The organism is Pseudomonas sp. MWU12-2029 (genome assembly GCF_023242425.1).
Classification (GTDB): domain Bacteria; phylum Pseudomonadota; class Gammaproteobacteria; order Pseudomonadales; family Pseudomonadaceae; genus Aquipseudomonas; species Aquipseudomonas kribbensis.
The window spans coordinates 92,697-113,624 of the sequence record NZ_JALJDY010000012.1 but is presented as its reverse complement, the minus strand read 5'-3'; the positions used below and the strand labels follow the sequence as shown (position 1 = coordinate 113,624).

Annotated in this window: 11 protein-coding genes; 4 read left to right on the top strand and 7 right to left on the bottom strand. The window is 63.9% G+C overall.

The features are described from left to right. Positions 1 to 172: 172 nt before the first annotated feature. Positions 173 to 1,708 (top strand): FAD-dependent oxidoreductase, encoded by a 1,536-nt coding sequence (locus M5B44_RS25925; RefSeq protein WP_248740988.1) that lies wholly within the window; start codon positions 173 to 175, stop codon positions 1,706 to 1,708. A 4-nt stretch (positions 1,709 to 1,712) separates the two neighbouring features. On the opposite strand, the gene hemB is transcribed toward M5B44_RS25925, so the two are convergent. Together hemB and M5B44_RS25915 are read right to left on the bottom strand one after the other, a co-directional pair. Beyond that, complete coding sequence (hemB, locus tag M5B44_RS25920) at positions 1,713 to 2,687, bottom strand: porphobilinogen synthase (RefSeq protein ID WP_085648205.1); 975 nt, start codon at positions 2,685 to 2,687, stop codon at positions 1,713 to 1,715. A gap of 144 nt (positions 2,688 to 2,831) precedes the next feature. Continuing rightward, on the bottom strand, positions 2,832 to 3,530 hold the full coding sequence (locus M5B44_RS25915) for a glutathione binding-like protein (RefSeq protein WP_248740987.1): 699 nt from the start codon (positions 3,528 to 3,530) through the stop codon (positions 2,832 to 2,834). A 284-nt stretch (positions 3,531 to 3,814) separates the two neighbouring features. On the opposite strand from M5B44_RS25915, the gene M5B44_RS25910 reads away from it, so the two are divergent. Next, positions 3,815 to 4,489 (top strand): histidine phosphatase family protein, encoded by a 675-nt coding sequence (locus tag M5B44_RS25910; RefSeq protein ID WP_134827463.1) that lies wholly within the window; start codon positions 3,815 to 3,817, stop codon positions 4,487 to 4,489. Between the two features lie 31 nt (positions 4,490 to 4,520). Here M5B44_RS25910 and mnmH read toward each other — a convergent pair whose 3' ends face one another. From mnmH to M5B44_RS25895, 3 genes are all read right to left on the bottom strand, one after another. Next, positions 4,521 to 5,624: a tRNA 2-selenouridine(34) synthase MnmH gene (mnmH, locus tag M5B44_RS25905; RefSeq protein ID WP_248740986.1), complete on the bottom strand. Its 1,104-nt coding sequence runs from the start codon at positions 5,622 to 5,624 to the stop codon at positions 4,521 to 4,523. Next, positions 5,624 to 6,658 (bottom strand): selenide, water dikinase SelD, encoded by a 1,035-nt coding sequence (gene selD, locus M5B44_RS25900; RefSeq protein WP_248740985.1) that lies wholly within the window; start codon positions 6,656 to 6,658, stop codon positions 5,624 to 5,626. The genes mnmH and selD overlap by 1 nt, the downstream gene beginning before the upstream one ends. Before the next feature lie 98 nt (positions 6,659 to 6,756). Next, complete coding sequence (locus M5B44_RS25895) at positions 6,757 to 17,277, bottom strand: autotransporter-associated beta strand repeat-containing protein (RefSeq protein WP_248740984.1); 10,521 nt, start codon at positions 17,275 to 17,277, stop codon at positions 6,757 to 6,759. A gap of 408 nt (positions 17,278 to 17,685) precedes the next feature. Between M5B44_RS25895 and M5B44_RS25890 the strand changes: the two genes are divergently transcribed. Next, positions 17,686 to 18,645: a nucleoside-specific channel-forming protein Tsx gene (locus tag M5B44_RS25890; protein ID WP_102622591.1), complete on the top strand. Its 960-nt coding sequence runs from the start codon at positions 17,686 to 17,688 to the stop codon at positions 18,643 to 18,645. A gap of 14 nt (positions 18,646 to 18,659) precedes the next feature. Then, positions 18,660 to 19,682 carry a purine-nucleoside phosphorylase gene (locus M5B44_RS25885; RefSeq protein WP_248740983.1) on the top strand — a complete coding sequence of 341 codons (1,023 nt, stop codon included), beginning with the start codon at positions 18,660 to 18,662 and terminating at the stop codon, positions 19,680 to 19,682. Positions 19,683 to 19,748: 66 nt separating this feature from the next. On the opposite strand, the gene M5B44_RS25880 is transcribed toward M5B44_RS25885, so the two are convergent. Then, positions 19,749 to 20,705: a quinone oxidoreductase family protein gene (locus M5B44_RS25880; protein WP_248740982.1), complete on the bottom strand. Its 957-nt coding sequence runs from the start codon at positions 20,703 to 20,705 to the stop codon at positions 19,749 to 19,751. A gap of 30 nt (positions 20,706 to 20,735) precedes the next feature. Beyond that, positions 20,736 to 20,909: a DUF1427 family protein gene (locus tag M5B44_RS25875; protein ID WP_085712525.1), complete on the bottom strand. Its 174-nt coding sequence runs from the start codon at positions 20,907 to 20,909 to the stop codon at positions 20,736 to 20,738. Between the last annotated feature and the right edge of the window lie 19 nt (positions 20,910 to 20,928).

Genomic DNA, 20,928 nt, shown 5'->3' with positions numbered 1-20,928 from the left:
AGTCCGTTGAGCCGGGTTTACCCTACGCCCAATCCCGGGTTGCAGGATAGGACTGCGGGCCGGCGGCGCTGTTCCATCGCCCCGTTTGGCAGGCCAACTGGCCGTGCCCGCCCGCTGATCCATACTTGCTGCTGCACACTCAGTGGCAAAGGGCACGCGAGGAGGACAGACCATGAACCGCAGTGACGTTCTGATCATCGGCGCGGGCCCCACCGGACTGGTACTGGCCCTGTGGCTGAGCAAACTGGGCGTGCGCGTGCGCATCCTCGACAAGACCTCCGGCCCAGGCACCACCTCGCGAGCGCTGGCGGTGCAGGCGAGAACGCTTGAACTGTACCGGCAACTGGACCTCGCCGAAGCCGTGGTGCGCAACGGGCATCGGGTGGCGGCGGCGAATTTCTGGGTCAAGGGCAAACCCGTGGCGCAGCTGCCGCTGAACCGGATCGGCGAAGGCCTGACGCCGTATGCCTTTCTGGAAATCTACCCGCAGGACGAACACGAGCGGTTGCTGATCGACCGTCTCGAAGACTACGACGTGACGGTCGAGCGCAACACGACGCTGGAGAGCTTCACGGAAAACGGCGACGGCCTCACCGCCCATTTGCGTCTGCCGGATGGTGAACAGGAGATTTGCCAGGCCTGTTACCTGGCCGGTTGTGACGGCGCCCGGTCGGTGGTGCGCAAGACCCTCGACACCGGTTTCCCCGGTGGCACCTATCAGCAGATTTTTTACGTTGCCGACGTAAAGGCCAGCGGCCCGGCACTCAACGGCGAATTGCATCTGGATCTGGACGAAGCAGATTTTCTCGCGGTGTTCCCGCTGGCCGGCGAAGGTCACGCGCGACTGATCGGCACCGTGCGCGACGAACGTGCGGATCGCGCCGAAACCCTGGAATTTTCCGATGTCAGCAGCCGCGCCATCGAACACTTGAACGTGCACATCGAGGACGTCAACTGGTTCTCCACCTACCGCGTGCATCACCGGGTGGCGGATCACTTTCGCAAGGGCCGGGCGTTTCTGCTTGGCGACGCGGCCCACGTGCACAGCCCCGCCGGCGGTCAAGGCATGAACACCGGCATCGGCGATGCAATCAACCTGGCGTGGAAACTCGCGGCGGTGCTCGGCGGCGCAGCCACGCCAAAGTTGCTCGACAGCTACGAAACCGAGCGCATCGCCTTCGCCCGGCGCCTGGTGTCGACTACCGACAAGGTCTTCAGTTTCGTCACCGCCGAAGGGCGAATGGCCGATCTGTTGCGCACACGGCTGGCACCGTTCGTGATCCCGAAAATGGCCTCATTCGAGACCAGCCGCGAATTCCTGTTTCGCACGGTGTCGCAAATCACCGTCAACTATCGGGGCATGGCACTGAGTGAAGGCGTGGCCGGGCACGTCCACGGCGGCGACCGCTTGCCTTGGGCCCATGATGGCGAGGGGGACAATTACGAACCGTTGCGCAACCCGTGCTGGCAGGTGCATGTGTACGGCGACACCAGCGACGAGATGATCGCCTGGTGCAATGAGCATCACTTGCCGCTGCACGTGTTCGACTGGCGCCCGGCGTTTGAAACGGCGGGACTGGGGCGCAACGGCTTTTACCTGCTGCGCCCGGACACCTACGTGGCGATTGCCGACAACAGCGCGGATCCGAAGGTGATCGAGCGGTACTTCCGTGATCACGGGATCCGGCCGTTTTTCAATTGCCCCTGAAAGATCAGATCCCGGCCAGCGCCAGGTCCATCGCAAAGTAAGTGAAGATCAGATCCGCACCGGCGCGTTTGATCGCACCGAGGCTTTCGCGTACCACGCGGTCTTCGTCGATGGCCCCGGCCTGGGCGCCGAACTTGATCATCGCGTACTCGCCGCTGACCTGATACGCCGCCAGCGGCAGGTTCGAGGCTTCGCGGATGTCGCGGATGATGTCGAGGTACGCGCCGGCCGGTTTGACCATCAGCGCATCGGCACCTTCCTGCTCGTCGAGCAACGATTCGCGCAGGGCTTCGCGGCGGTTCATCGGGTTCATCTGATAGCTTTTGCGATCGCCCTTCAGCGCGCTGCCACCGGCCTCGCGGAACGGGCCGTAGAGCGCCGAGGCGAATTTGGTCGAGTAGGCCATGATCGGAATCTGCGTGAAGCCGGCATCGTCCAGTGCCCGGCGAATCGCCCGCACCTGGCCGTCCATTGCCGCCGACGGCGCGATCACGTCGGCACCGGCACGGGCGGCGGCCACGGCTTGCTTGCCGAGGTTGATCAGGGTCTGGTCGTTGTCGACTTCATGGTTGTGCATCACGCCGCAATGGCCGTGGTCGGTGTACTCGCAGAAGCAGGTGTCGGACATCACGATCATTTCCGGCACCGCGTCCTTGGCGATCCGCGACATGCGCGACACCAGACCGTTTTCGCGCCAGGTGTCGCTGCCGTTGGCGTCCAGGTGATGGGACACGCCGAAGGTCATCACCGACTTGATCCCGGCACGGGCATAACGCTCGATCTCGCCGGCCAGTTTGCGCTCCGGAATGCGCATCACACCGGGCATGCTTTTGATCGGCACGAAGTCGTCGATCTCTTCTTCAACGAAGATCGGCAGCACCAGATCGTTAAGCGAAAACTCGGTTTCCTGGAACAGGCTGCGCAGGCTCGCATTGCGGCGCAGACGGCGTGGACGTGCTTCGGGGAACTGACTGGACATGGGGCCTTTCCTGAAAAACGGGCAGATGAGACGAAAGTCGTAGGGGGCGAAGCTTATGCCTTGCGGGGGACGGGGTACAAACCTGGATCAATCAACAGTGCATTACCGGGCACGCAATAATGTGCGCACCCGGCTCACACCGACTTATGAAGGGATGGTCAACCCGCGCACCACCGCCGGCCGTGCCAGAAAACGCTCCAGCACCCGGGTGACGTTCGGGAAGTCCTTGATGCCGACCAGATCGCCCGCCTCATAGAACCCGATCAGGTTGCGCACCCACGGGAACGTGGCGATGTCGGCGATGGTGTAGCGCACGCCCATGATCCAGTCGCGCCCTTCGAGGCGGGTGTTGAGGACGCTGAGCAGGCGTTTGCTTTCGTCGACGTAACGGTCGCGGGGACGCTTGTCTTCGTAATCCTTGCCGGCGAATTTGTTGAAGAAACCGAGCTGGCCGAACATCGGGCCGATGCCGCCCATCTGGAACATCAGCCACTGAATGGTTTCGTAACGCAGCGCGCCTTCCTGGGCCAGCAACTGGCCGCTTTTGTCGGCGAGGTAAATCAGGATCGCGCCAGACTCGAACAACGGCAGCGGTTTGTCCTCCGGGCCGTGAGGATCGAGGATCGCCGGGATCTTGTTGTTCGGGTTCAGCGACAGGAATTCCGGGGACATCTGATCATTGGTGTCGAAGCCCACGCGGTGCGGCTCGTAGGGCAGACCGATCTCTTCGAGCATGATCGAGACCTTGACGCCGTTGGGGGTCGGCAAGGAATAGAGCTGAATCCAGTCAGGGTATTGCGCCGGCCATTTCTGGGTGATCGGGAACGCGGACAGATCGGTCATGTGTAGCATCCAGTCACAAAATGAAAGGCCTGAGCATAATCCACGTTTTCCGCGCTGGCTCGGGTTCTTTTTGTCGCTTTCTTAATTCCGCAACATCCTGTCGCTAACCTCCACTCAAGCCGTTCAGCGTTGCCTTTAGAGTGCGTCCCGGCAATCGGATCGAACCAAAAGGCCTGTGAGGGCTCCAAGAAAGCCAATCAAGACAGGGAAGACACCCGGCTCCGGCAGCCCGTGGTGCAGAGGTTTGTCAGCCTTAACCAAACACGCTGAAGAATCCTTATCTCATGACGAACTTGATGAAAGTCGCCAGACGCTTCAAACATCGCGCCTACGTTGCCCTGCCCTCGCTGCTGGCGATGAGCGCGCTGTTCCTGTCCCTCGAATCCAGCGAAAGCCGCGCGCAACCGGTGGACGGCACCCAGACCCTGATCTTCCTGCGCCACGGGGAAAAACCTGCCGGGGGCCTCGGCCAGCTCAACTGCCAGGGCCTGAACCGCGCCATCGAGCTGTCGACCCTGCTGCCGGAGAAATTCGGCAAGGCCGACTACGTGTTCGCCGCCAACCCGACGCGCAATGTCGAGGAAGGCGAGCTGGACAACTCCTACAGCTACATCCGCCCGCTGATGACCATCAGCCCCGCCGCGATCAAGCTCGGCCTGCCGGTGAACATCGAGTTCTCGGCCAATGACACCAGCGACCTGGCCCGGGAACTGATCGCCGACAAGTACCACAACTCGATCATCTACACCGCGTGGTCACACGGCTACCTGCCGGAGCTGATCAACAAGGTCGCCGGCAAGGCGGTGGGCGAGAAACAGACCATCACCGAAGACTGGGAATCCGGCGACTATGACTCGCTGTACGTGCTGACCCTGACCTGGCACAACGGCAAGGCCAGCCTGCAGAGCCACAGCTACAAGCAGGGGCTGGACAACGGCAAGGTCACTTGCCCGACCTGAGTTTTGTGGAGCCCCTGCCGGGGCTCTCGCTTCAAGGCTTCTGATTCAACCGCTGGCGCAGATACTCGATCACTGCCCCGCACTCCCCGGCAAACTCGATCCGCGCGCCCTTCTTCTCGCGCTGAAACACATACATCGGGTCGTAATATTCACGCAGCAACCCCTCGATCCAGCCCCGGTGCAAGTCCACCGAACCGCTGCGCCCCTGCTCGGCCAGTGCGTCTTCCATCAACAGCAGCATCCGCCGATGGCGTTCGCCGCCCAGACGTTTCTGCACATTGTTCAGGCTCTCGAGCAGGCGTTCAGAGAACAGCGCAAAACCCTGCTCGCCATGCACCGTCGAAAACTCGGCCGACAGGTCCACCACGTAATCGCGCAGGATCCGCTGCACCCGATCCTCGAAGCTGTCTTCCAGCCAGACCATCGGGTACTGCTGCATACCCTGATACAACGGCAGCGGCAGCGCGCAACTGCCCACCACCCGGCTCTCGTCTTCAAGGACGAACTGATCGATACCGGCGTCGCGTTTCTTGAGGAGGTCGATGGCCAGGCGGTTTTCGAAGTCGATGTTCGACGGCTGACCGGTGGCGCGCTTGCCGAAGCTGGAGCCGCGATGGTTGGCGTGTCCTTCCAGATCCAGGCTGTTGCGCAATTGCACCAGCAGTTCGGTCTTGCCGGTGCCGGTCATGCCGCCCAGCAGCACGAAATCACATTGGGTCAACGCTTGTTCAAGGGTGTCGATCAGGAAGTTGCGCAGGGCCTTGTAGCCGCCACCGATGCGCGGATAGTCGATCCCGGCCTCGCTCTTGAGCCACTGCTGGGTGATCTGCGAGCGCAGGCCACCGCGAAAGCAATAGAGATATCCGTCTGGATGGGCCCGGGCGAATTCGGCCCAGGCCTCGATGCGTTCAGCCTTCACCGCACCGGACACCAGATGGTGGCCCAGTTCGATGGCGGCCTGCTGGCCATGCTGTTTGTAGCAGGTGCCGATCTTTTGCCGTTCGAGGTCATTCATCAGCGGCAGATTGACCGCCCCGGGGAACGCGCCCTTGTGAAACTCGACCGGCGCGCGGGCATCCATCAGCGGCCGGTCGTTGAGGAAAATGTCGCGGTAATCGGTGCAGTCGCGGAGCATCAAATCACCTCGACTGCGTGGGTCTGTCGCTCGACCATTTCGCCGATCGGCGACAGGTTCAGGCCCAGCTCTGCGGCCACTGCGAGGAATTCGGCGTTGCCTTCCGGGGTCACGGCCAGCAGCAGGCCGCCGCTGGTCTGCGGATCGCACAGCACCCGCTTGTGCAGTTCCTGAACGCGCCCGAGCTTGCTTGAATAGCTGCCGAAATTGCGCAAGGTGCCGCCGGGGACACAGCCCTGATCAAGGTAGTACTCGACGCTGTCCAGACGCGGTACGCGGTCATAGGCGATGCGCGCGGTGAGGTGGCTGCCGTCGGCCATTTCCACCAGATGCCCAAGCAGCCCGAAACCGGTGACGTCGGTCATCGCGGTAACCCCGGACAACTTGCCGAAACGACTGCCGGGCTTGTTCAGCGTACACATCCAGTCCCGGGCCACGCCGATGTCGGCGTTACGCAGCTTGCCCTTCTTTTCCGCGGTGGTGAGGATGCCGATGCCCAGCGGTTTGGTCAGGTACAGCAGGCACCCGGCGGTGGCGGTGTCGTTGCGCTTCATGAAGCGCTTTTCCACCAGACCGGTGACGGCCAGGCCGAAGATCGGCTCCGGCGCATCGATCGAATGGCCACCGGCCAACGGAATACCCGCCGCGTCGCATACCGCGCGACCACCGCGAATCACTTCTCGCGCCACTTCCGGCGCCAGCACGTTCACCGGCCAGCCGAGAATCGCAATGGCCATCAACGGGTCACCGCCCATGGCGTAGATATCGCTGATGGCGTTGGTCGCGGCGATACGGCCGAAGTCGAACGGGTCATCGACGATCGGCATGAAGAAGTCGGTGGTCGACACCACACCGCGTTCGGCATCGATTTCATACACCGCCGCGTCATCGCGCGAGGCGTTGCCGACCCACAGTTTCGGGTCGAGGTTCTGCGCGCCGCTGCCGGCGAGAATCACTTCCAGCACCTGCGGCGAAATCTTGCAGCCGCAACCGGCACCGTGGCTGTATTGGGTCAGACGGATGGGTTCGCTCATGGGGCAACCTCTGGCTGGGAATGGGGCGGATTCTAGCAGAGGGGATTGCCGAGCAAAAAAAACCGCCCTTTCGGGCGGTCAAAGTGCTTCGACCACGATCAGAAGCTTTGGCTGAAGCTGATGGTCATTGCGCTGTCGTTGTTGTCGCTGGACACCTGGCCCGAATAGCCGATGCCGAGCTTGCCGGTCGGGCTGATCTGGAAGTCCACGCCGGCTTCGAGCAGCGCACTGTCCTTGGCGATCGGCACACCCTGGGTGCTGAACGACGCGCCGCCGTCGATGAAGGTCAGGTCGGCATCCGGCTTGGTGTCGCCGTAGGCATGCCGCCAGCCGATGGCTGCGCGCGGGGTCAGTTGACTGCCGTTGGCCAGGGTCACCAACTTGCCGATGCGCACACCGAGGGTCGAGTAGGTGATGTCCTGATCGGCATCGCCTTTCAGGCGCCCCACTCCGCCTTTTTCCTTGGCGGTGTCGCTGTCGTAGTTGACGTAGGCCAGGCCGGCGAACGGTTCGATGGCCACGCCGGCTGCATTGATGGCGTAACCCACTTCACCGAACACCTGGGCACTGCGGGCATCGTAGTCAGCCTTCAGACGGTCGTTGTAGGCACCGACGCTGACGTCGCGTTTGGTCTCGATGCTGTGCCAGCTGTAAGCCGCGCCGAGGCGCACGGCCAGGGCATCGAACTGCGAACTCAGATACGCCGCCAGGTGGTAGCTGTCGACCTTGGCATCGGAGTTGCGATCATGGGCGTTGAGGTTGCCGCGGGTGTAGCCCGCGGCCATCCCGGCGCGCCATTGATCGTCGAGCTGCTTGTCGGTGCCGAGCATGAAACCGCCGAGGCTGCGATCGACTTTCGCCGTGTTGCTGTCGCCGCCCATGTCGCCCCAGGCACCGATGGCACGGGCCCAGCCGACCATTTCACCGTGGCAACCGTTGCTGCTCAGCTGGGTGTCGCTCGGTGCCAGGGTCCGGCGTGGATCGTCCGATGCGCTGCAAGTCGGTTGACGCATCCGGTCATTGACCGCTTCACGCACGAAACGTGAATCCTCGAGGACCGCGCTGGCGGTGCTGGCATGGATTTCCCCCGACAGACTGTCGAAAGCGTGACGCGCACCGGCCACGCTGAGGTTGACGATTTCGTTCTGCAACGCAGCGCCCGCCGGACCGTTGCGCATCAACGCCGAAGCGGTGTTGCGCTGGTTGCGGGTGGCGGCAACGTCGGCGAACGAATTGCCGTTGCGGCTGACCACCAGGTTCACCGCGTCAGGGCTGTACACCAGCGCCGTATCGAGGAACGCGTATTGCGGCAGATCCGCGGCGCTGAACGTGCCATTCACGCCACCGCCGGCGGTGATCAGCGAGTACACAGTGTTGCCGGTGAACGGCGCCAGGCTGTTCACCTGCAGGCCACCGCCCAGGGTTGCCGTGCCGCCGACGGCCAGAGGCGTCGCGGTTGGCGAACTGACCGTCAGGGCCAGCACGCCGTCCGGGGCGTTGGTCAGGTTGCCCGCCACACTCAAGGTACCGTCACCGCCACCGGAGGCCACCACACCGTGGTTGACCACCGAGCCGACGCTGCCGTTACCGCTCAGGGCTGCGCCGTTGGCCACGGTCACTTGTCCGCCCAGCGATGCCCGTGCCGCACGGCTGCCGACTTGCAGCACGCCTTGATCCACCGACACGGTGCCGCTGAACGGTTGATCACCGGTCAACAGCAGCCGCGCCACGCCACGTTTGGACAGTGCGCCGACGCCACTCAAACGACCGTTCAACTTCCCGTCGGTGTCCTGTTGGAACACCAGCGAAGCATTGTCGATGATGTTGCCTTGCAGGCTGGTGGTGTTACCGATCAGCGTACCGCCGCTGACGGTGGTGCCACCGCTGTAAGTGTTAGCCGCGGTGAGAATCAATGTGCCGGAATCGAGTTTCTCGATCCCGCCAGTGCCAATCAGCGGCACATCGATTTGCGTGGTGGCACCGGCATTGACGCGGATCGGCGCCGGGGTGCCGCCAGGCCCGTTGACCGGGGTCAGCGTATCGCCGGCATCCGGCACCAGGCTGTAGCCGTTGACGAGGAATTGCAGCCCAGTGAAGTTCTGATTGCCCTGCACCGTGACCGTCCCGCCCTGCCCGCCGAACACCGCGAACTGGCCATTGGAGCCCAGTGCCTGAGTGCCGGTCGGGTCAGTCCAGTTGGTGCTTGGGCCCCACACGCCGCTGCCGCCACCGATGCTGCCGTCCGGGTTGGTCTTGCCGCCGTTCCAGAACTGCACTTCGCCCGGCGTGTTCTGTACCAACAGGTTGACTTGGTTGGCCAGCGCGGTTTGCAGGGTCAGATTGGCCGCCGAAACCGGCAGGCTGCCGTACACCAGACCGTTGTCGGTGAGCGTGCCGCCGTAGCTGAACAGTTGATACACACCGGTGCCGAAGCCGCCGGCGTTAGTGATGTTCAGCGTACCGTCGAGGGTCAGGTTGCCGGCGACATTGACCACGGTTGTGGAACTGGTGGCCGAGCCGAGGGTGAAGTCCAGATTGGTCCCCGAAGACAACGCCAGGGATCCGACCGACAACGGAGTCGCGCTGCCGCCACCCAGCAGGGTCGCACCGTTGGCCAGTTGCACGGCGCCACCGAACTGTCCGCTGCCGCCGATCTTCGCGCCGCTGGCGACATCGACGCTGGCGCTGTTGAGCACACCATTGACGTTCAGCGTACCGGCCTGCACCGAGGTGTTGCCGGTGAAGGTGTTGTTGCCGGTCAACAGCAAGGCGCCGGTGCCGGTTTTGTTCAGGATGCCGGCGCCGGTCAGATTGCCGGTGTAGCTGCCGTCGCTGTTTTGCTCGAAGGTCAGCGTCGCGTTGTTGACGATGGCGCCTTGCAGGCTACTGGTGTCGCCACGGGTGCTGCCGCCGTTCAGCGTGGTGCCGCCGCTGTAGGTATTGGCGCCGCTGAGCAGCAGATCGCCATTGCCATTTTTCACCAGACTGCCGCTGCCGGTGATCGCACCGATCAGCGTGGTGTTCTGGTTGCCGGCCAGGGTCAATTGCGCACCCAGGTTGATGGCGTTGGCCAGTTGCAGCGCCGAGGTGCTGTCGAGGGTGCCATTGCCCGACACACTCAGTGCACCGCTGCTGATCGCGCTGTTGTTGCCCAGAACCAGCGTACCGCCAGCGAGTTGGGTACCGCCGCTGTAGGTGTTGCTGCCGTTGAGCGTCAGGCTCGATGGGCCGGTCTTGATCAGGCTGCCGCTGCCGCTGACCACGCCGCCGAGGGTCAAGGCGTTGGAACCGGCAACGGTGAGTCCGCCATTGAGCACCACATCGTTGGCCAGGCTGACTGCCGTGTTGCTGTCCAGCGCCGTGCCGTTGGCGGCGGTCAATACGCCAGTGCCGAGGGCGGCGTTGTTGCCGACCACAATCTTGCCGCCGTTGAGCGCGGTGCCGCCGGTGTAGCCGTTGGCGGCGTTTAGCACCAGGGTGCCGGTGTCGTATTTGCCCAGTGTGCCGGCGCCGTTGAGCGCGACGCCAATGGTCGCTGTAGCGTTCGGATCGACCCGCACGGTGGCATTGCCCAGCGAACCGTTGACCAGATTCAGCGAACCGGCCGTACCGTTCTGCAGGCTGTAGCCATCGGTGACGAACTGCATGCCGGTGATGGTTTGCGCGCCGTTGACGGTCACGGTGCCCGCCGCGCCCTGGAACACCGCGAAGCTGTTGGTCCAGGCCTGGTTGGTGGTGCCGTTGACATCGGTCCAGTTGGTGGTGCCGGTGCCCCAGGTGCCGCTGCCGCCATCCACCGAACCGTTGGCGACGAGCTGGTTGCCGTCCCAGAACTGCACGGTGACGCCCGGTGCGGTGACCAGCAGGTTGATCTGGTTGGCCAGTGCAGTTTGCAGGGTCAGGTCGCCCGGGGTGACGCTGCCCGGCACGGTGCCGATCAGCATGCCGTTGTCGGTGAGGCCGCCGGTGTAGTTGATCAACCGGTACACGCCGCTGCCGAAACCGCCGATGTCGCTGACGTTGAGGGTGCCGTCGAGGGTCAGGTTGCCACCGACGTTGACCAGCGCGTTGCCGCCACCGGACACCGGTGCGCCAAGTCCGACGTCGAAGTTGGAGTTGGCGTTGAACACCAGCGAATTCACCGACAGCGTGCTGCCGGTGGCGCCGGCCAGATGACCGCCATCCGCCACGGCCACCGCCCCGCCGAGCGAGCCGCCGCCGGTCAGGGTACCGCCGCTGTTGACCAGTACGCTGGCGCTGTCCAGCGAGCCACTGACGTTCAAGGTGCCGGCGTTGACCGTGGTATTGCCGGTCAGGCTGTTGAGGCCGGTCAGGGTCAGCGTACCGGTGCCGAGTTTGCTCAGTTCGCCGGTGCCGGTCAGCACGCCGTCGAAAATACTGCTGGCGTTGTTGCCACCGATGCTCAGGGTGTTGCCGCCGCCGATCAGTGCGGTACCGCTACCGGTCAGGCTGGCGAGGCTGCCGGAACCGCCGAGGTTGAGGGTTGCCGCAGCGCCAAGATTAACCCCGGCGTTGCTGCCCAGTGCCGAGTTGCCCAAGGTGGTCAGGCTGCCGGCCTGCACGTCGAAGGTGCCGCTGAAGGTGTTGTTGCCGGTCAGCGTCAGGTCGGCCAGACCGTTCTTGATCAGGGTGCCCGCCCCGGCGATCACGCCACCGAGGGTCAGGTTGTTGTTGCCCGCCACGCTGAGGTTGGCATTGACGTTGAGGTTGTTGGCCAGCACCAGCGGCGCCGTGGTGTCGAGGGTCGAGGCGCCCGCCACGGTCACCGCGCCGGAGCCGAGGCCCGCCGAGGTGCCGAGGGTCACGGTGCCGGCGTTCAGCGTGGTGCCGCCGCTGTAGGTGTTGATGCCGTTGAGGGTCAGGTTCGAGGCGCCGTTCTTGATCAGTCCACCGGTGCCGCTGACCACGCCGCTGAGGGCCACATCGCTGTTGCCGGTGTTGGTCAGGTTGGCGTTGAGCACCACGTTGTTACCCAGCGACACCGAGGTGTTGCTGTCCAGCGCCGAGGCACCGGCCACGGTCAGGTTGCCCAGACCGAGGGCGCCGTTGCTGCCGGCGGTCAGGGTGCCGGCATTGAGGGTGACGCCACCGAGGAAGTTGTTGGCCCCGCTCAGGATCAGGTTGGCCGCGCCGTTCTTGGTCAGGCTGCCGGCGCCGTTGATGGCACCGCTGAGTGTCAGATCGTTGCTGCCGACGATAGCGAGGTTGCCCGCCAGGTTGATCGCGTTGGCCGCGCTGAAGGTGCCGCTGGCATCGAGGGTGGTGCCGTTGGCCGCGTTCAGGGTGGCCGAGCCCAGCGCGCTGTTCGACGCCAGGATCAGACCGCCCGCGTTCAGTGCCACCGGCCCGAGGAAGGCGTTGTTGCCGCCGAGGGTCAGGCTGGCCGAACCGTTCTTGATCAAACCGCCGGTGCCGGAGATCACACCGTTGAGGGTCAGCGCATTGCTGCCGAGCACGGTGAGGTTACCGTTCAGCGTGGTCGCATTAGTCAGGGTCACGGCGGTGTTGCTGTCGAGTTGCGTGCCGGCATTGGCGATCAACGCGCCAGTGCCCAGCGCGGTGTTGCTGCCGACGACCAGGGTGCCGCCATCCAGTTGGGTGCCGCCGGTGTAGCTGTTGGCGCCGTTGAGCACCAGGGTACCGGCATCAAGTTTGTTGAGGATGCCGCTGCCGTCGATGTTCACGCCGACCGTGGCGGTCACGCCCGGATCGACCCGCATCGCCGTGGTGCCACCGCTGCCGTTGACGGCGGTCAGCAGACCCGACGTACCGTTGACCACGTTGTAGCCATTGGTGAGGAATTGCATCCCGGTGAACAGTTGCGTGCCGTTGACCGACACCGTGCCGGCCGTGCCCTGGAACACCGCGAAGTCGCCGGCCCAGGTCTGGTTCAGCGTGCCGTTGGAATTGGTCCAGTTGGTGCCGCCGGCATCCCAGGTGCCAGTGCCGCCATCCACCGTGCCGTTGGGGATTGTCTGGCTGCCGTCCCAGAAACGCAGGTTGGTGTTCGGCGCAGACACCACCAGGTTGACCTGGTTACCGAGGGTCTGCACGAGGATGTCGCCGAGGCCGTAACCCACCGGCACGCCGGCCACGGTCAGGCCGTTGTCGGTCAGCGCGCCGATGTAGTTGAACAGGCGATAGACACCGACACCGAAACCGCCGGCATCGGTGACGTTGAGATTACCGTCGAGGGTCAGGTTGCCGCCGATGTTCATCAGCGAGCTGGTCGATGGTGTGGCCAGGCTCGCGTCGACATTGCTGTTGGCGGTGAGGATCAGCGACGAGGTGGACAAGGTATTGCCCGAAGACAACGCCAGATGACCACCGCTGTTGACAGTGATGACGCCAAGCGCCGAACCGGTACCCGTGAGAGTCGCGCCGTTGTTGACGTTGAGCTGGGTGCTGGCCAGCGAACCGGTGAGATTCAGCGTACCGGCGTTGACATTCGTGTTGCTGGTAAGGCCGTTGCTGCCGGTGAGGTTCAAGGTCCCTGTACCGACTTTGGTCAACACACCGCTGCCACCGAGGTCGCCGTCAAAGGTGCTGGTATTGCTCAGGCCGCCCACGGTCAGGGTGTTGCCGCCGGCGATCTGCACACTGCCGCTGCCGCTCAAGCCATTGAGGCTGGCGCTGCTGTTGAGATAGAGATTGGCACCGGCGCTGATGTTGGCGCCGGAGGTATTGCCCAGCGCCCCGCTGCTCACGGTGGTGACGCTGCCGGAGGCGATGTTCAGCGCACCGGTGAAGGTGTTGTTGCCGCTGAGCGTCAGGTCGCCGAAGCCGTCCTTGGTCAGGCTGCCGGCGCCATCGATCACGCCGCTGAGGTTCAGGGTGTTGCTGCCGGCCAGGGTCAGGCCGGCGTTGAGGGTGATGTTGTTGCCGACACTCATGCCGGTGCTGGTATCCAGCGTCGAAGCGCCACCAACGGTCAGGCCGCCACTGCCCAAGGCAGCGGCAGAGCCCAGTGTCAGCGTACCGGCGTTGAGGGTGCTGCCACCGCTGTAGGTGTTGGTGCCGTTGACGGTCAGGTTGGCCGCGCCGTTCTTGATCAACTGGCCAGCGCCGCTGATCACACCGCCGAGGGTCAGGTCCTGGGTGCCGCCGACGCTCAGTGCCGCATTGAGCACGACCGCGTTGGCCAGGCTGACCAGCGGCGAACTGCTGTCGAAGGTTGCTGCGCCGCCGACGGTCAAGGCGCCGGTGCCGAGGGCCGAACTGTTGCCGGCGGTCACTGTACCGGCGTTCAGGGTGGTGCCGCCGACGTAAGTGTTGGTGCCATTGAGGTTCAGATTGGACGCACCGTTTTTCACCAGACTGCCGGCTCCGGCGACAGTGCCGGTGAGGGTCAGGTCTGCGCTGCCACCCACGTTCATCGCACCGGCCAGGTTGACCTGATTACCCAGCGTGACGGCGGTGTTGGTATCCAGCGTGGTGCCCGCCGCGGCGTTCAATGCGCCGCTGCCGAGCGCGGTGTTGCTGCCGACAATCAGCTTGCCGACGTTGAGTGCGGTGTTGCCGAAGTAAGTGTTGGCGCCGTTGAGAATCAGGTCGGCGGGGCCGCTTTTGGTCAGGCCGCCGACACCGGAGACCACGCCCGCGAGGGTCAGCGCATTGCTGCCGCCGATGGTCACGTTACCGCCGAGGTTGACGTTGTTGGCCAGGCTGGTCGCGGTGCTGGCGTCCAGCGTGGTGTTGTTGCCGGCATTGAGCACGCCAGTGCCGAGTGCGGTGTTGGAGCCGACGATCAGTGTCCCGGCGTTCAGCGATGTAGCCCCGGTGTAGGTGTTGTTGCCGGTCAGGGTCAGGGTCGAAGAACCGGTCTTGATCAGGTTGCTGCCACCGCTGATCACGCCGCCGAGGGTCAGCGGGTTGGCGCCACCGGCGGTGAGGTTGGAGTTCAGCGCAATGGCGTTGTTCAGCGTCACGTTGGCGCTGCTGTTGAGCGTTGCGCCCGCCCCGCCCACGGTCAGCGTGCCGGTGCCAAGTGCCGCACCGTTGCCTACGGTCAGGCTGCCGGCGTTGAGCACGGTACCACCGGTGAAGGTATTGGCGCCGTTGAGGGTCAGGTTGGCGGTGCCGTTCTTGATCAACTGACTGGCGCCGCTGAGCACGCCGCCCAGAATCAAGCCGTTGCTGCCGCCGATGGACAGGTTGCCGTTGAGGGCGACGTTGTTGTTGAGGATGACCGAGGTGTTGCTGTCGAGTGTCGCAGCATTGGCGACGGTCAGGGCGCCGCTGCCCAGTGAGGCGGCGTTGCCGACGGTCAGGGTGCCGGCGTTCAGCGTGGTGCCGCCGCTGAAGGTGTTGGCGCCGTTGAGAATCAGGTTGGCCGCGCCGTTCTTGGTCAGCCCGCCGCTGCCGCTGACCACGCCGCCAAGGGTAAGGTTGGCGTTACCGGCAATGTTCAGATTGCCGCCGAGGGCGACCGCATTGCTTAGCGCCACGGTGGTGCTGGCGTCGAGGGTGGTGCCCGCCGCCGTGGTCAGCGCGCCGGTCCCGAGCGCGGTGTTGGAGCCGACGATCAGCGTCCCGTTGTTCAGCGTGGTACCGCCGGAGAAGGTGTTGTTGCCGCTGAGGGTCAGGTTCGCGGTGCCGCCCTTGATCAGGCTGCCGGCGCCACTGATGACGCCGCTCAGGCCAAGCGCCTGGGTGCCGCCGATGGTCAGCCCGCCCGCCAGCGCCACTGCGTTGGCCAGGGTTACCGCCGTGGTCGCATCCAGTGTGGTGCCGGCCGCAGCGTTCAATGCGCCGGTGCCGAGGGCGGTGTTGCTGCCGACGAACAAGGTGCCGCCGTTGAGCGCGGTGGTGCCGCTGTTGGTGTTGTTGCCGGTCAGAGTCAGGCTGGCGCTGCCGCTCTTGGTGATCGCGCCGGTGCCGGAGACGATGCCGGCCAGGGTCAGGGCATTGCTGCCGAGCACGTTCAACGCACCGGTGATGCCGACGTTGTTGGCCAGGGTCACGTTGCCGGTGCTGTCGAGGCTGGTGCCGTTGCTGGTGTTGAGCACCCCGGTGCCCAACGCGTTGTTGTTGCCCACGCGCAAGGTGCCGGCGCTGAGGCTGGTGATCCCGGTGTAGGTGTTGATGCCGTTGAGGGTCAGGCTGCCGCTGCCGGTTTTGGTCAGGTTGGCGGCGCCGCTGATCACCCCGCCCAGGGTCAGTGCACCGGTGCCGGTCGCGGTCAGGGTGCTGTTGAGCGTGATCGCGTTGGCCAGCGAAATCGGCGCCGTCGCCGAGATGCTCGAAGAGCCGCCGACGGTGATACCGCCAGTGCTGAACGCCTGGTTGTTGCCCACCAGCACCACACCGCCGTTGAGCACGGTGTTGCCGGTGTAAGTGTTGATGCCGTTGAGGTTGATCTGGCCGCTGCCGATCTTGGTCAGGCCACCGGTACCGGAGATCACACCGTTGAGGGTCATGCCGTTGATGCCCTGCAGGGTCAGGCCGCTGGCGCCCAGATTGATCTGGTTGGCCAGGGTCAAACCGGCGTTGCTGGCCTGAAGGATCCCGCCATTGGACGTCAGCACACCGCTGCCAAACGCACCGTTGTCGTTGAACTGCGCGACACCGCCATTGAGGGTGGTCGCACCGCTGACCAACGGGCCCTGCAAAGTCCAGGTGCCGCTGTTGAGGGTCAGGTTGTTGAAGTTGACATAGACCGCGCTGGACGCCGTACCGGTCCCGGTGGTGCCGCCGCCGAGGCCGATCGGGTTTTGCAGGATCAGCGTGTTGGTCCCCGCCGCGCCCCCATCGATCGTGCCGGTCGGGGCGAAGGTCAGGTTGACGCCGATCAGGCCTCCAAGGCCGACGGAGACTTGCACGCCGTCACCGACGTTAACGCTGGAACCGGTGATCGCGTAGAAGGTGTTGGTGCTGCCCGCCCCCATCGACAAACCGCCGGTGATGTTACCAGCGTTGGTGAAGGTGTTGCCCGCCACTGACGTTTCGAACGCCATCCGGCCGTTGATCGTGCCGCTGGCGCTGTTGGTCATGTTGACTTGCGAACCGCCATACACCCCGACCACCGGGGTATCGGCCAGAGTGATCCCGCCGACCGACAGCCCGGTCGAGGTAATCGTGCCGTCGTTGGTGATGGTCGTCGTGCCCGACACCGAGTTGTTCACGGCAATCCCCAGACCGTCGATGCTGGTCAGGTTGAGGCCGAGCAACATGCCAGTGCCGCGAATGATCCCGGTGGTGTTGTTGGCGATGCTCACCGTGCTGGTCGCGCCGGTGCCGATGAACGCACCGCCACTGAGAATCGACACCAGGCCGAGCAAGGCCGGGTCGAGGGTGCCGGAGTTGTTCAGGTTGATGTTGGCCCCGGTCAGGTTGATCACCTTGCCGCCCAGCGTCGCGTTCATCTGCGCGCCGTTGGTGACGTTGACCGTCACGCCGCTGCTGGCGCTGCTGTAGTCATTGAGAAACAGCGGCAGAGTCGGAACACCCGAACAGGTGATCGTGGAGCCCGCGGCCGAGCAGGTGGCGAACGCCTGCTCGCTGACCCCGCCGAACAGAAGTCCGGCGACGCTCAGGTGCACTGCAAGGGAAAGTGGGGAAAAGCGCGAAACGAGGGCGACACCAAACCTTGCTTCCACGGGTTACTCCTTTCGTGGCCAATTTCATCCTTGAAGGCGTGCGACGGCGGCAAGATCCAACACGCGTATCAAGCGTATGACGGTCATCAGATAAACCGTCTATTCCAGACACACGCTAGTTGATGCCCTGCGATGGGGCATTGATTAAATAGTGTTAATACTTTTGTGCGATAAGGCGCTGCGGTGATACTTCCAGCCGTTCTGAACACGGTTTTGAGGGATTTGATACGGGCCAGGCCTACACCTGACCGAGGGGCCAGATAAACCACCGAATTGATCTATTTTTCAGGGCATTGCGAAAATTGGTACGGCTTGTGCAAACGTTTGCGAGTCGCTGTTGACCGCATTTTCGTAACAAAACCGTACAACCCCGAAAAACCGGGCCCTGATCCGCAAAAAGGACTTTGAATGCACGTCTCTTCCTGCCGCCGCCGTCGTGGTGCGCGCACCGTTGCTGTTTCCCTGCTACTGGCCGGCGTTACCGGAGTTCTCAGCCACACGGCGCTGGCGCAACCTGCCCTGCCCGAAGAATCCGCCCAGGGCGAAGCCTTGAGCCCCGAAGCCAGCCCGCCGAAAAAAGGCGCGTACCTGTCGGACTGGTATAACCAGGACCTGATGCTGATCGGCAGCAAGGACATCAGCTTCGGCCCGCAACCGGCCGACGATATCTACCTGGAATACGAATACTTCGGGCGCAAGGGCCCGTTCGAGCTGTACGGCTACATCGACATTCCGAAGATCTTCAACATCGGCAACAGCCACGACAAAGGCGTGTGGGATCACGGCTCGCCGGTGTTCATGGAGCATGAGCCGCGCATCTCCATCGACTACCTCGCCGGCCGCAGCCTGGCCATCGGGCCGTTCAAGGAATGGTACGTGGCGTTCGACTGGATCTACGACCACGGCAGCCGCAAGGAAAACCGCGCCAACACGCTGTACAGCGGTCTGGGTACCGACATCGACACCCACTCGCGGGTCAATCTGTCGGCCAACCTTTACGGGCGCTACCAGTGGGAAAACTACGGCGCCAGCAATGAATATTCGTGGGACGGCTACCGTGCGCAGCTCAAGTACATCGTGCCGATCGACAAATTCAGCAACGGTGCCTCGCTGACCTACATTGGTTTCACCAACTTCGATTTCGGCTCGGACCTGCACAAGGACAACCCGGCGCGCACCGCCAATGCCACGGTGGCGACCAACGTCTTGCTGTACTCCTTCACCCACCTGCGTTTCACCCTGGTCGGCCGTTACTTTCACAACGGCGGCAACTGGGAGGACGGCAGCGAGCTGAACTTCGGCGACGGCAACTTCCGTGCACGTTCCAACGGCTGGGGTTACTACGCCGGCATCGGTTATCAGTTCTGAATTCAGGAGCCATCATGAAAGCAATGACGCGTGTATCACTGGCCGCTGCGGCCCTGCTCTCCTCCACCGCCTGGGCGGCCGAGGCGCCGATTCAACCGAAAGTGGTGCTGATCACCATGTTCGCCCCGGAGGCGCAACACTGGATCGAGCGCCTCGAACTCAAGCAGGAAATCCGCGTGCCGGGCCTGTCGGCCGAGTACCCGACCATCCGCTGCAACACACAGCAGGTGTGCCTGTTGACCACCGGCATGGGCCAGACCAACGCCGCTGCCTCGACCCTGGCACTGGCGCTGTCGCCGAAGTTCGACCTGCGCAAAAGCTACTTCCTGATCGCCGGGATTGCCGGCATCAGCCCGAAACACGGGACCATCGGCACCGCCGCCTGGGCGCACTATCTGGTGGAGTTCGGCACCCAGTGGGAACTGGATTCACGCGATGCGCCGTCGAGCTGGCCGACCGGTTACCTCGGCATCAACACCAAAGGCCCGAACGAAAAACCGCCGCTGGACTACAAGACCGAGGTCTTCGAACTCAACCCGAAACTGCAGGCCAAGGCCTTCGCCCTGAGCCACAAGGTCGAACTGAGCGAGAGCAAGGAATCGGCCGCGTGGCGCCTGAAATACCCGGCAGCACCGGCCAATCAGCCGCCGGTGGTCACCCGCTGCGACACGCTGGCCGGCAACACCTGGTTCTCCGGCACCCGCCTGAGCGAACGCGCCGAGGTCTGGACAAAACTGCTCACCGACAACAAGGGCGAATACTGCACCACCCAACAGGAGGACAACTCCACCTACGAGGCGTTGTTGCGCGCCAGCCGCGAAGGTCTGGTGGACGTGCAGCGCCTGGCCGTGGTGCGCGCCGGCTCCGACTTCGACCGCCCGGTGCCGGGCGGCAGCGAAGTGGACAACCTGCTCAAGTACGCCGATCAGGGCGGATTTGTGCCAGCCCTGGAAAACCTCTACCGCACGGGGAATCTGCTGGTGCAGGACATCCTGAAGCACTGGTCGGCGTGGGAAAACGGCGTGCCGCAATCCTGAGAACCGAAAAACCGTGGGAGCGAACTCGCTCCCACGGTTTTTTGATGCCCTGAACAACAGTGCCCGTCAGGGGATAAGAATCACTTTGTCGCCGCTGCCCTGATTCACATCGGCATAGCGCGCCAGCCCTTCGGCCAACGGTGCTTCGATCAGTCCTTGCGGCAGTGGCAGCAGGTCTTCGTCGAAGAACCGGCCGAACTGCTCGAGCATCGCCGCACAGGCTTCAACGCCGTACAGCAACGAGTTGATGCCGACCACGGAGCCACCCTTGCGATACAGGGCCAGCGCCGGCAGTTGTACATGACCGTCCACCGGCGCAGCGATGATCGCGATACGCCCGAACGGCGCCAATGCGGAAACCGAAGCCGGCAGCCAGAACCCGGTGGTGTCGAAGATCACGTCGGCACCGCCGCGGTATACCGCGTTGACCTGAGCGCCGAGTTCTTCAGGCCTGTCCAGCTGGATCGTCTGATAACCCTGCGCCTGCAAATCCTTGACCTGCTCCGGTCGCCGCGCCGCCGCCAGCAACTGCGCGCCACGCACCTTGGCCAGCGCCAGTGCCGCCGTCGCCACCGCCCCGCCGCCGATCACCAGCAAACGGGTTTCGGCATTCACCAGACTGCGCTCCAGCGCATCCCACGCCGTGGTGTAAGGCACGCCGAGGCTCGCGGCCTGGGTGAAACTCAAGTGCGAAGGTTTGTGCGCCACGCCATTGGCCGGCAGTTTGACGAACTGCGCATGGGAGCCATCGGCGAAAAAGCCCAGCTCGCGCCCGGTGCCCCAGACTTCCTGACCGATCAACGCCTGCGGCCCTTCGACCACCACCCCGGCAAAGTCCCGACCGGGAATGCGCGGTAGCGTGGTGTACGGGAAACGCCCGAGCACGTTCTTCACGTCGCTGGGATTGAGGCCCGCTGCCTTGATCTGCACCAGCACCTCGTCGGTCCCCGGCACCGGCGTCGGCACCTCGACGAAGCGCAGGGAAGACAGGTCGCCGGTTTTATCGAATTGCAGTGCTTTCATGAGTTCATCCACCGAATGAAAAAAGGAAATTCAGGACAACCAGCCGCTGACCAGTTGCCGGCCCAGCGGCCACAACTGCTCGCCCGCCAGCATGCCCAACAGACCGACCAGCGCGATGGCCGGTGGCGCCGGGGAACGGAAATCCAGCGCGCCATACAACAGACCGACGCCCAGACCGATGCCCAGGGAGATCAGGTAGTTCATGGGATCACTCCGCCACATA